At 43.3% G+C, this 12,472-nt stretch carries 13 protein-coding genes and 1 pseudogene; 12 read left to right on the top strand and 2 right to left on the bottom strand.

The window, feature by feature from the left end; all coding sequences use genetic code 11:
- Nucleotides 1-32: 32 nt before the first annotated feature.
- The gene (locus tag NSB03_RS05315; protein ID WP_024987148.1) at nt 33-299 is read right to left on the bottom strand and encodes a hypothetical protein; all 267 of its coding nucleotides are present in this window, start codon (nt 297-299) and stop codon (nt 33-35) included.
- Between the two features lie 260 nt (nt 300-559).
- Here NSB03_RS05315 and NSB03_RS05310 point away from each other — a divergent pair, with 260 nt between their 5' ends.
- The 3 genes from NSB03_RS05310 to NSB03_RS05300 all read left to right on the top strand — a co-directional run bounded on the left by NSB03_RS05310 (nt 560) and on the right by NSB03_RS05300 (nt 1,473).
- Nucleotides 560-820, top strand: a complete 261-nt coding sequence (locus NSB03_RS05310; RefSeq protein WP_024987149.1) for a GlsB/YeaQ/YmgE family stress response membrane protein — start codon at nt 560-562, stop codon at nt 818-820.
- Between the two features lie 30 nt (nt 821-850).
- The gene (locus NSB03_RS05305) at nt 851-1,147 is read left to right on the top strand and encodes a YtxH domain-containing protein (protein ID WP_024987150.1); all 297 of its coding nucleotides are present in this window, start codon (nt 851-853) and stop codon (nt 1,145-1,147) included.
- Nucleotides 1,148-1,284: 137 nt separating this feature from the next.
- A complete protein-coding gene (locus NSB03_RS05300) occupies nt 1,285-1,473 on the top strand; it encodes a hypothetical protein (RefSeq protein ID WP_024987151.1) in 189 nt (62 codons plus the stop codon).
- 69 nt (nt 1,474-1,542) lie between these two features.
- On the opposite strand, the gene NSB03_RS05295 is transcribed toward NSB03_RS05300, so the two are convergent.
- Nucleotides 1,543-2,475, bottom strand: a complete 933-nt coding sequence (locus tag NSB03_RS05295; protein WP_024987152.1) for a YihY/virulence factor BrkB family protein — start codon at nt 2,473-2,475, stop codon at nt 1,543-1,545.
- 191 nt (nt 2,476-2,666) lie between these two features.
- Between NSB03_RS05295 and NSB03_RS05290 the strand changes: the two genes are divergently transcribed.
- From NSB03_RS05290 to NSB03_RS05250, 9 genes and pseudogenes are all read left to right on the top strand, one after another.
- Nucleotides 2,667-2,858: a hypothetical protein gene (locus NSB03_RS05290; protein ID WP_024987153.1), complete on the top strand. Its 192-nt coding sequence runs from the start codon at nt 2,667-2,669 to the stop codon at nt 2,856-2,858.
- A 162-nt stretch (nt 2,859-3,020) separates the two neighbouring features.
- Nucleotides 3,021-4,148 (top strand): OmpA family protein, encoded by a 1,128-nt coding sequence (locus NSB03_RS05285; protein ID WP_120469080.1) that lies wholly within the window; start codon nt 3,021-3,023, stop codon nt 4,146-4,148.
- Nucleotides 4,149-4,343: 195 nt separating this feature from the next.
- Nucleotides 4,344-5,417: an STM4015 family protein gene (locus tag NSB03_RS05280; protein WP_024987154.1), complete on the top strand. Its 1,074-nt coding sequence runs from the start codon at nt 4,344-4,346 to the stop codon at nt 5,415-5,417.
- Nucleotides 5,418-5,423: 6 nt separating this feature from the next.
- Nucleotides 5,424-6,434, top strand: coding sequence for an STM4014 family protein (locus NSB03_RS05275; protein WP_024987155.1), 1,011 nt, complete (start codon nt 5,424-5,426; stop codon nt 6,432-6,434).
- On the top strand, nt 6,421-7,275 hold the full coding sequence (locus tag NSB03_RS05270) for an STM4013/SEN3800 family hydrolase (protein ID WP_024987156.1): 855 nt from the start codon (nt 6,421-6,423) through the stop codon (nt 7,273-7,275). The genes NSB03_RS05275 and NSB03_RS05270 overlap by 14 nt, the downstream gene beginning before the upstream one ends.
- On the top strand, nt 7,272-8,546 hold the full coding sequence (locus NSB03_RS05265; RefSeq protein ID WP_135039200.1) for an STM4012 family radical SAM protein: 1,275 nt from the start codon (nt 7,272-7,274) through the stop codon (nt 8,544-8,546). The genes NSB03_RS05270 and NSB03_RS05265 overlap by 4 nt, the downstream gene beginning before the upstream one ends.
- Nucleotides 8,547-8,590: 44 nt before the next feature.
- Nucleotides 8,591-10,126, top strand: coding sequence for an STM4011 family radical SAM protein (locus NSB03_RS05260; protein ID WP_024987157.1), 1,536 nt, complete (start codon nt 8,591-8,593; stop codon nt 10,124-10,126).
- A 339-nt stretch (nt 10,127-10,465) separates the two neighbouring features.
- Nucleotides 10,466-10,836 (top strand): annotated as a pseudogene (locus NSB03_RS05255) (putative quinol monooxygenase); the annotation flags it as partial.
- 2 nt (nt 10,837-10,838) lie between these two features.
- Nucleotides 10,839-11,663, top strand: a complete 825-nt coding sequence (locus NSB03_RS05250; protein WP_128824315.1) for a carboxymuconolactone decarboxylase family protein — start codon at nt 10,839-10,841, stop codon at nt 11,661-11,663.
- The last annotated feature ends 809 nt before the right edge of the window (nt 11,664-12,472 follow it).

The raw sequence follows: 12,472 nt of genomic DNA, 5'->3' as shown, positions 1-12,472 counted from the left end.
CCTTCAGAAAGGACAGGATAACCACTGTCCTTTCATTTATCGGATTCCAGTTTATTTAATTCCGATTTGTATTGCTTCAGATACCGGCAATCTCCATCACATATTTTTTTGGTTAACGTTCCGAAGGAGGAGCGTGTCATGCATCTGTTGCCAAACAGATGGTGGCAACGTAATCTGTAAGCTTCGATAGCCAGGGTTCTTTCTGCCATACGTCCTTGGGTGTATGCGTCCGAGCACATCTTATGTATGTTCTCATACTCGGCTTGGTCTGTAATAAATAAATTATCGCAATTTTTCATATTTCGGTATTTTTAATGTTTTACATTTAGTAAAACATATTGTGGAATAAAGAAGTTTAGATGGAGCTTTTAATCATTCTTAATATTGTTCGTGATGTTGCTAAAATATGATAAATACAAAATATGTGTTAAAATGTTGGGTTGAATTGAAACTAAATGATACTAAAAGACGTTTTTAAATAAAATGAGAATCTTATTATAACTGGAGAAAATAGTAAACCCTTTTTTGAAATTTATATATAAACCTAAATTTTTTAATTATGAGTGTAATTTGGTACATTGTCATTGGAATTGTTTCCGGTTTCTTAGCCGGAAAGATTATGAGAGGAGGAGGTTTCGGCCTTTGGATTAATTTAGTTGTAGGTATTATCGGTGGCCTTTTAGGCGGCTGGGTATTCGGTTTATTAGGTATCGCTGCCGGCGGTATTTTAGGTAGTCTTATAACTTCGGTTGTGGGTGCTGTATTGCTATTATGGATTTTGTCCTTATTTAGAAAACACCCCAGAAGCGAAGAACTCTGATTTATTAACTTTTAAAACTTAAACTTCATTATGGAAAGTGGAAAATCTAATTTTCTTATCGGACTGGGAGTAGGTTCGGTAATTGGTGCGTTGGCTTATCGTTTTTGGCGTTCTCCCAAAGGAAAGCGTGTGAAAGAGAAAGTAAATCATGCATTTCAGAAAGTAACCGGAGACGGTGTTAATTTGATTGATACGGTAAATGACAAGGTATTGGATGCTGGAACAAAAGTGGCTGATAAGGTAGCTGAAGGAACCTTTTATGTTGCCGAAAAAGCGGATGATGTGAGAGATAAAGTCCATACTATGGCGGATAAGGCTAAGAAATAGTTAGGGGTTTGTTGTTCTGCAATGGGAGGATAGTGTAAGTGAAAGCTATTCTCCCCTTTTACTATTTATTGGTGGGAGAACAATTATGATGATAACTAAGAGTATTCTGAATAATTAACCATTAAAACAAATTGATTATGAAAACTAATAATTTCAATTTATGGCTTCGGCTGACAGTAGGCTCAGCTATTGGTGCAATTATATATCATTTTTCGTCAGGTAGGAAGACTGAGAAATTGAGAAAAATGGTACGTATGAGAAACCGGATAAAAGAAAGTGAGAATAAGGGCGAGATATATACACTCTCGGCAAATGCCAGAAGATAAGCTGCTTGTTTGTTTGCCTGTCACCAGTTTCAGATAGATAATAATTGCTACTGAAACTGGTGCTTGAAGTTAATTGACAGGCTTGTTCTCTTCACGTATTTCAATGACTTTGGTTGCCACGGCATATTCGTCAGGAAAAATCTTCCCACCTAACTCGTTCGCCCATGCTTTCGTAAATTCCGCTCCTGTATATATGATAATGGCTGAATAATAAATCCATGTAATGAAAATAGCCATGAACGCCGCCGCTCCATATACGGTTTCAATATTGGCAAATCCGATATAAAAGGATATTCCCCATTGTCCGATTAATAATAAAACGGTAGTGACAAGCGCTCCTATAAATACATCTTTGCTTTTAATTTTCGCATCCGGCAATATTTTGAAGATAAGAGTGAAGATGACAGTGGTTACACCTATATTAATAATCATTCCTATTGTCTTCACTAAAGATTCTGCTATATCCGGATGATTGGTAATGAATTTGTTGCTTAATTCCGTGATGAGGTTGCTAATGGTAAAAGTGATTAGCAGAATGAAAGCAAAAACTATGATAACAGAGAAAGATAGCAATCGGTTTTGGATGTATTTGAGCCAACTTTTCTTAGGAACGGCTTTTATTCCCCAAATGGTGTTCAGTGAACTTTGTATTTCCGCGAAAACAGTCGTTGCGCCGAATATCATGACGCCTACGCTGATGATAGTGGCGAATGAAAAGGATTCGGTAGTCTCTGCATTTTCCATAATTACTTGAAGCGCATCAATCACTTTAGAGCCGACGATGGGTTCCAGTTGGGCATATAGCTGATGGGTGAAATCTACATTGAGTAATACTCCGATAGTAACGAGGAGTGAGAGCAGGGGGATGATTGAGAACAGGGTTGCGTAAGCCAGTGACGCACTCAATCTCATGACGTTGTCATCCATAAATCCTTGGAAAGTATCTTTTATTATTTTAATAGATACCGACAACTTTTTCTTGCTTTGAGTTAAGATTTTCATAGGGCATTTTCTTTTTTCTAACGAACGTAATAATTTGTTTGTTCGGGTATTATCCGGAAAAAATGTCAATAGGAGGATATTCCTGATTGTTTTTATGTTAAAAGTAAAATTTCAAGAAACCAACAGATGCTTTTGTTGGTTATATATTGAAATGTGATATTTAAATGATTGCTTAATTAAATTATATTGTTATGGTTGGATTTGTAATTTGGGTAGTCGGCTTCGTGTTGACTATTAAGGCAGCTTTGGAAATAGGGCGTCTTTATGTACCTTGGGAAAAGAAGTTGTTGGCTATTGTGCTGATTCTTCTTACCAGTTGGATAGGACTGTTTTTCTATTATTTCTATGCAAGAACCCGTATGGCAGGTTGGTTAAGTGAATAGTTGTTAATTATCTGCCGGGTGTGTGAACTAATTTTTTATACGATATGTTGTTTAGTGTGAATAACGAACTTAATTATGAACTAAAAAGTTAGGCATGGAACACATAAAAACATTTCTAATGATTTAGCATGCAAAACATCACAGTTTAAAAAACATTTGATTATGAAAAAATCTATTATTTTATCAGCTTTTGTATTGGGCGCATTTACTGCAAATGCCCAATCGGTAGTAGAAGGTACAAAGTTTGCAGACAATTGGTCTGTGGGAGTAAATGCAGGAGCAATCACTCCTCTCACTCACAGCGCTTTCTTTAAGAGTATGCGTCCCGCTTTCGGAGTGGGATTCTCAAAACAATTAACTCCTATCTTCGGTTTGGGATTTCAGGGAATGGGATATATCAATACCACCCAGAGTAAAACGGCTTTTGATGCTTCGGATGTCAGTTTATTGGGTAAGGTCAATCTGATGAACCTGTTCGCAAGTTATCAAGGTCAGCCTCGTGTGTTTGAGATAGAAACTGTGGTCGGAATGGGATGGTTACATTATTATGTAAATGGTGACGGTGATGAAAATTCATGGTCTACCCGCTTCGGATTGAATTTCAATTTTAATCTCGGTGAATCAAAAGCATGGACATTGGGAATCAAACCTGCCATTGTATATGATATGCAAGGTGATTATAACCATGCGAAGAGCCGTTTCAATGCCAACAATGCAGCTTTCGAGTTGACTGCCGGACTGACTTACCATTTTAAGACAAGTAATGGAACACACCACTTTGCCAAAGTGAAAGCCTACAATCAGGCGGAAATCGACGATTTGAACTCTTCCATTAATGCTCTCCGTTCCGAAGTGAACAACAAGGACGGTGAATTGAATACTGCCAACCAGCAAATCAACGGATTGCAGAAAGACTTGGAAGAATGTCGTACAAAGGTGGTTCCAGTTGAAACAGTAGTCAACACTGCCCGCGTTCCGGAATCCATTGTTACTTTCAGACAAGGCCGTTCGTCGGTAGATGCGTCGCAGTTACCCAATGTGGAACGTGTAGCTTCTTATATGAAGAAACATTCTGATACAAAGGTGATTATCAAAGGATATGCTTCTCCGGAAGGTAGTGCGGAAGTCAACGCCAGAATCGCCGCTGCACGTGCGGAAGCTGTCAAGACTATCCTGGTCAATAGATACAAGATTAACGCTTCCCGTATCACTGCCGAAGGTCAGGGGGTAGGTGACATGTTTACCGAACCGGATTGGAACCGTGTAAGTATATGTACAATTGAAGATTAATACGGAAGTATAGAAACAGAATAGCAAGGGCTGCTCCGAAAGAAAACGGGGCAGCCCTTCTTGTTTATATCTCTTGGTTTTGAAAGTTTAGTGTGCGATTGCTTTGTACGTGGCGAAAAATAATTATTTTTGCAGGCATCGTTCATGCGTTGTTGCGCTTTGAATGGGATAATATCAACCATAAAATAAAGTATTATGAAAAGAGTTTTCGTATTTCAAGACTTTAAATCGCAGAAGTTCTGGAGTGTAGATGTACAGGGAACAGACGTTGTCGTTAATTACGGTAAGTTGGGAACAGAGGGGCAGACCCAAGTGAAAAACTACCCGACTGTTGAAGAAGCCGAAAAGGCTGCCGACAAACTGATTGCAGAGAAGACAAAGAAAGGCTATGTGGAAACTGCTGAAGAAACAGCACGTGAAATGAAAGTGGAAGCTAAGAAATATACATTGAGCTATGATGAGTATGAAAACGATGTGAAGCTATTGGATAAGATTCTGAAAGACAAACATCTGCCCGAATATAAGCAAATCACTGTCGGCTGCTGGGACTACGAAGGTGAAGACTGCTCTGCCTTATTGGAAGGAATGCTTGAACATAAAGATAAGTTTGCCCACCTCGAAGGTTTGTTCTGGGGAGATATAGACTGGGAGGAGCAGGAAATCTCCTGGATTGAACAGACAGATCTCAGTCCCCTGCTCAATGCTCTGCCTAAGTTGAAAGACTTGAAGATAAAAGGAACGAATAATCTTCGCTTGGGACAGACTTCACGTCCGGAGTTGCGCTCGCTGGAGATTATCAGCGGCGGCCTTCCTACGGAAGTGGTGGAAGACATCCTAAAATCCGATTTCCCGAATTTGGAAAAGCTGGTTCTGTATGCCGGTGTGGAAGACTACGGCTTTGAAGGCGATATCGAAATCTTCCGTCCGCTTTTCTCCAAAGCACGTTTCCCGAAACTGACCTATCTGGGTATTGTGAATGCCGAAGAACAGGACGAGGTTGTAAAGATGTTCTTAGAATCGGATATTCTCCCTCAACTTGAAACCATGGATATTTCGGCAGGTGTCCTCAAAGATGAAGGTGCCCGACTCCTGCTGGACAATGTGGATAAGATTGCCCATTTGAAGTTCATCAATATGCGTTATAACTATTTGAGCCGGGAGATGAAGAAGAAATTGCAGGAACTCCCCATGAAGATAGACATTGCCGAAACGGAAGAGGCCGAAGAATACAGCGGTGGAATTTGGTATAGCCCGATGATTACGGAGTAGGAAAGTATGGAAATCATCGTTGTCGGCAACTCTTTGTCCAAGCGTATCGAATACTTTGCCGAAGCAGGCAGGAAGTTACAGACGGAAGTCCGTTTTCAGACTTACGAAGAGTTGTTCAGTCGCCTGCCGTCATTGTGTCAGGCGGTTGTGAAACTGGAACCGTGGGTGAGCAGCGAAACGGATTTTCTGAAATATGCTCGGCTGAATGAAGCATACAAAGCCGTATTGCAACGGCTGGATGAGACAGTCTTGCCCGATGGTGTGCACTTCCTGAATCCGCCCCATGCATTGTTGCAGGCACTTGATAAAAAGGAAACCAAGCAGGTTTTATCGGCAAAGGCCCTGAATGTAACTTCCATATTGGGTACGCCACGCTCCTGCGACGAACTGCTGCAAGCACTTGCCGACTGCGGCAGAGGATGTTTCTTGAAACCCCGTTACGGTTCGGGAGCGGGCGGTATTATGGCAATCCGCTACCGGCCGCATCAACGGAGATGGGTGGCTTATACCACCTTGCAGGAAGCGGACGGTATCATCCGTAATACCAAACGTATTCACCGTCTGACAAAGGAGAAAGAAATTCTCCTCCTGGCGGAAGCCGTCATGCATACCGGAGCTGTGCTGGAAGGGTGGATACCTAAGGAGCAGTGGCAGGGAGAAAATTACGACCTTCGGGTGGTATGCGGAGAAGAGGAGGTTTATTATGTGGTAGTGAGATGCAGCAAGGGGAGTATTACCAACCTGCATCTAAACAATAACCCACGTCGGTGGGAAGAGCTTGCCTTGCCGGAAGAGGTGCGGCAGCGGATTTACCTCTTATGCAGAAAAGCCGTCCACGCAATGGATTTGCAGTATGCCGGAGTGGATGTACTGATAGAAAGAGGTACGGATATACCTTATATTATTGAAGTCAACGGCCAGGGCGACCACATTTACCAGGATATGTATGCCGACAATTCGATTTACACCCGACAGATAGAAACGATAAAAGATAAATATGACCATGCAGATAGATGAACTGCCGGCGGGAGAGCAGAACCGATATCCCGATATGGATATGAATCGTGTGGTGGGAACCCATGATATACTTATGCTTTGCTTCGATACGCTGCGCTACGATGTGAGTAAAGCGGAAGAAGCCGCCGGAGGAACACCGGTGCTGAATAGTCACGGCGGCTTATGGGAGAAAAGGCACGCGCCGGGAAACTTTACTTACCCCTCTCATTTTGCCATTTTCGCAGGCTTTCTTCCTTCACCGGCAGAACCTCATTCCTTGCGTAGCCGTAAATGGCTGTTTTTCCCTGTGCAGGCAGGGACGGGGCGTATTCCGCCCGAAGGCAGCTATCCGTTTACGGAAGCTACTTTCGTGCAGAGCCTTGCCAATAAGGGATATGAGACAATCTGCATAGGCGGCGTGAATTTCTTTAGCAAACGCAATGAACTGGGACGTGTGTTTCCCGGTTATTTTACGAAAAGCTACTGGCTGCCGACCTTTGGCTGTACGGCTCCCGACAGTGCGGAGAAGCAGATTGATTTTGCCTTGAAGAAACTAGAGAATTACCCTTCGGACAAACGTATATTCATGTATATCAACTTTTCCGCTATCCATTACCCGAACTGTCACTATGTGAAAGGTAAAACGAAAGACGATAAAGAATCGCACGCAGCGGCATTGCGGTATGTCGACAGCCAGTTGCCCCGCTTGTTTCAGGCTTTTCGGCGACGTTCCGACACGCTGGTCATCGCCCTTTCCGACCACGGCACCTGCTACGGCGAAGACGGCTACGAGTATCACTGCATATCCCACGAGACCGTCTACACGGTTCCTTACAAACATTTTATACTGACGAAACAATGAATCGACCGCTATCCCGATATGTAGACTACATGTATAGTTATCCGCATAAAACAGCGTACCGTCCTTTTCCAGCTCCGGTTTCGCTGCTCCCATATTTGGAGCAACTGGAAGGCAGAAAGGCGTCACTCTACTTTCATATCCCTTTTTGCAGCCATAAATGTGGATACTGCAACTTATTCTCCCTGCAAACGAACCGTACAGAATATATTGCCGCTTATCTGGACACCCTTCACAGACAGGCACAGCAACTTTCGCCGCTCACTGCCAGACTGACGTTCGATAGCTTTGCCATTGGCGGCGGTACTCCGTTGCTACTGACTGTTCCGCAACTGGAACGATTAATGGCTGCCGCCGCTTTGTTCGGTGTGCATCCGTCTCATGCCTTTACTTCTGTAGAGACTTCACCGGAATACGCAGACCGTTCGCGGCTCAATGTCTTGAAACAGGCGGGAGTAGCCCGCGTAAGTATCGGCATACAGAGTTTTCAAGATGAAGAACTGAAAGCTATCAAAAGGCGCCCCCGGCAAAACACTATTTATCAAGCGTTGGAAGGTATTCGTCAAATGGATTTTCCCTATTTCAATATCGATTTGATTTATGGCATTAAGGGACAGACGGTAGAAAGTTTCCTCTATTCACTGGAAGAAGCGCTCCGGTTCCAGCCTAACGAACTCTTTATCTATCCGCTATATGTGCGTCAGGGTACGGGTATTACCGAACGGGAACCGGATGATGTCTGTTTCCGAATGTATCGCGCTGCCTGCGAGTTGTTGCAGGCGAAAGGCTTTCTGCAAACATCCATGCGGCGTTTCATTCATCATCCGTCCACTGACGCGGAAGTCTCATGTGGCGACGAAGTGATGCTTTCGTGCGGGTCGGGCGGACGCAGTTATTTGGGTGATTTACACTATGCCACCCGATATACCGTCTGTCAGCAATGCATTGCCCGCGAGATAGACGAATATATGGCAACCACTGATTTCACCGTAGCCCGGAACGGATTTATCCTTTCCGCAAAGGAACAACAGCAGCGTTTTATCATCAAGAATCTGATGTATTATACGGGGATTGACAAGGCTGAATATACCCGGCGTTTTGGAGAGCCGATTGACAGGACTCCGTTGTTTCGCGAACTGGCAGAACAGCACTGGATAGAGGAAACTTCCGACCGTATCCGGCTGACTCCCGAAGGACTTGGTTATTCCGATTATATCGGTCAGTTATTTATCCCACAGAGAATCAGGCGACTAATGGATACTTATTCTTACTGAGTGAAAATTGGGTGATATTTGAATGATATTTGAATGAAATGACAATGGCAAACGAAGGCTCTTTACTTTCTATCCGACGTATATACTATCGGGGTAAATTGAATAGTTGTAACTACACTTGTTCTTATTGTCCTTTTGGCAAGAAGTCTCATCCTGCATCTACAACAATGCAGGACAAGCAGGCATGGAGTCGTTTTATTGCCGCTATTGAGCAATGGGCAGGAGAGGCTTTGCAACTATTTGTCATTCCTTATGGTGAAGCACTCATACATCGCTATTATAGGGAAGGAATAATACGGCTTGCGTCATTGCCACATGTGACCGGAATTTCCTGTCAGACTAATCTTTCTTTTTCTGCCGACGAATGGCTGGACGAACTCCGCGCAACTCCGGCATTGAGGGGTAAGATAAAGATTTGGGCCAGCTTTCATCCGGAAATGACTTCGGTAGAAAGTTTTGTTCGGCAACTTCATACGCTTTATCATGCAGGAATACAGGTCTGTGCCGGAGCAGTAGGCAATCCGATGGCAAAAAGTGTACTTAGCGATTTGCGAAATGCTCTTTTGCCGGATATTTATTTGTTTATTAATGCTATGCAGGGGTTGAAGTCTCCGTTGAGCATAGAAGATATTCGTTTCTTTACGCAACTGGATAACCTTTTTGAGTATGATTTAAAAAACGCTTCGGCCCAATGGGATATCTGTTTGGGAGGGAGAAGCAGTTGTTTCATTGACTGGAAAGGAGATATCTTTGCCTGTCCCCGAAGTCGGGTGAAAATAGGCAATCTTTATCAGAGTCGGAAGTTGGATATCTCGCTTCCTTGTCAGAGGAAAGTTTGTGATTGTTACATTGCTTTCAGTAATCAGACTAATCATCCTTTGCATCGGATAATGGGAGAGGGGGCATTTTGGCGGATACCGGATAAACCCTTGATTACTTCCGTGTTTTTTGATGTGGACGGAACTCTTACCGATGCACAAGGAAGGGTTTCGGAAAGTTATGCCCATGCCTTGCGGTACATAGCGCAATTTGTTCCTTTGTATCTGGCTACTTCTTTATCTATGGAACAGGCGCGGAGAAAATTGGGTAAGACTCTTTTCAGTTTGTTCAAAGGTGGGGCATTTGCCGACGGCGGATTATTGTTGTACGACGGGCAGAGCCGATGTTTACCGGTTGAATCACTACCGGACGTAAACGAAAAATCGGCAAAGATAACGGCGCATAGCTATGAAGGCCAAGTCTATAAGTATAGCATGCTGGTTTATGAGAAAGGACAGAGGGAGAACATTCTTTCCCTGTTGAAAGAGAAACCTTATCAGGTGTTTTATAAACCACCCCTTATCACAGTTGTACATAAAGAAGCCGGCAAAAAGGAAGGAGTGCTCCATATATGTAAAGTTTTAGCTTTCCCTTTGGAGCAAGTATTGATTGTCGGCAACTCGCAGAAAGATTGGGAAATGATGTCGGCAGTACCCCATTCTTGTGCGGTGATGAACGCCGAACCGTTTTTGAAAGACCGTGCCCGCTACACGCTGAATCCCGACCGCCTGCCTGCTTTCTTCCGCTTCCGGAAGCTGTAAAGCGACTGAAATAAAGCGTTACATTGATAACTGATTGTATCCGGAAAAAATAAAGTGCAGTTATAATTGGGTAGTTATAAAAACAAAGCCCCCATATTGGCAGCCCCCCAATATTGATTTGTATCTGATAATAATTGATTCTTATTCGGCATTATTACAGAATCGGGGATTTGGGTACAAAAATCCGTAATTGATATACAATCCCATCCGTTTTATCCCAGTAAATTTGCAATCAGAAGTTTGACAATGAAAAGATAGGAGATGATGATAAAAACGATTCTCAGTGTTTTGTCTTTATTGGTTATGTTATCTTGCAGTATGACAGGGAAAAAGGATATGAAACAACCGTCTGGTATGTGCGCCAAATTACCTATGGCGGCTGATGGCATTGTGCGGCTATCAAAAATCGAGGTTTATCCGGAGTATCTTGAAGAATATATAAAATATGCGACCGAAGCGGGTGAAGTCTCCTTGCGTACTGAACCGGGAGTGCTGACTATGTATGCCGTCAGCGAAAAAGAGAACCCAGGCAGGATCACTATTCTTGAAACTTACGCGAGTCAGGAGGCTTATGAATCTCATATTGCATCGGAGCATTTTCAAAAGTACAAACAAGCAACGCTGCACATGGTCAAGACGCTCGTACTTTCCGACCAGATGCCGCTTAATCCGGCAACCGCATTAATAACTTCATTCAAAAAACGGAATGATTATGAATAAGATTTTTTTATTTTCAGTATTCGGTATTTTTACACTCAATGTTATGGCACAAGAAAGAATTGTACAGACGGCAGGACGCGACCAGTTGGGAACGTTTGCCCCCAAGTTTGCGGAACTCAATGACGATGTTCTCTTTGGCGAAGTTTGGAGCCGCACCGATAAACTCGGTCTGCGTGACCGCAGTTTAGTAACCATTACTTCTCTTATCAGTCAGGGAATCACGGACAATTCGCTCGTTTATCATCTTCAGTCGGCAAAGAAGAACGGCATCACCCGCACAGAGATTGCGGAGATTATCACTCACATAGGTTTCTATGCTGGCTGGCCGAAGGCGTGGGCAGCCTTCAACCTGGCAAAAGGAGTATGGGCAGAAGATATTGTTGGTGAGGATGCCAAAACAGCTTTCCAGCGTGAGATGATTTTCCCTATTGGCGAACCCAATACCGCCTATGCACAGTATTTCACTGGTAACAGCTATCTTGCTACGGTTTCGCGCGAGCAGGTGAATATCTCTAACGTTACTTTCGAACCGCGTTGCCGCAATAACTGGCATATTCACCATGCAACGAAAGGTGGCGGACAGATGCTTATTGGTGTAGCAGGTCGGGGCTGGTATCAGGAAGAGGGCAAACCGGCGGTAGAGATTCTGCCCGGTACGGTTATCCATATTCCAGCCCATGTGAAACACTGGCACGGAGCTGCTGCCGACAGTTGGTTTGCCCATCTGGCTTTTGAAGTATCCGGCGAAAACACTTCCAATGAATGGCTTGAACCGGTTACGGATGATGAGTATGACAAACTCGGACAGTCGAAATGATGATAATCAGGTAACTGCATGGAAAGGGGCAGCATGGAAAGGGGCAGCCTGAAAGCCCTGTGGGTATGTTGAATTTGTCAGGGTGCTGCAACATCCATACCCAAGATTTTCCATTCGGCGGTTCACTCCAGACGCTTAATCTTGGTTAACGAACTGGTAAAAAAACAAAAAAACAAACTCCCTCCGGAGCCTTTCCGAAGATTCTGATTTTTTGTCTTTTCCTTGCTTTCCCGCTGCTTTTTCGTCACTTCTCCGTATCACCTTCGTATCACCTCCGTATCACCTTCGTTCCATCTCCGTTCTAAAATTGAATAAATATTTACTTAATATCCGTGAAGAAACGAAAATGAATGCTTCATGAAGCGAGGATAAAGCGGAATTTGATGCGTTATTGTTAAATGATGTAAAGCGGTGGATGGCTTGTTGCGTTTTTCAAAATGCGGACAAACTCTCTCTTATTGCGTTTGCATCCGTTAACAGAACGGGGCGCCTGTCGGAAAACTTTCTCCCGTCGGTGATTGTTGACTGCATTGAAGCATAATTACAGCGTGGTTGAGCCCATTTAACCATTAACCAAGAACGGCATCGGATGGAATAAACGAGTCAGTCTGAAAAACCTGCGGGTACATTAAATCTACATTGTTAGTTTGCATAATCTAAACACAAAGAATGGTATACCTTGGTGTAGGGGGCGATTAGAATTCATTGGATGGTTGTTTTTTTTAATCTAACCGCAAAGATAATACACTTGCGAAACTTGAATTAACATAATATACCCACAAAGTTTTCAGACAGACCCGATTGCTTTT

This window comes from Bacteroides acidifaciens, from assembly GCF_024623065.1.
Taxonomy (GTDB): Bacteria; Bacteroidota; Bacteroidia; order Bacteroidales; family Bacteroidaceae; genus Bacteroides; species Bacteroides acidifaciens.
This window is presented reverse-complemented; position numbering and strand designations above follow the sequence as displayed.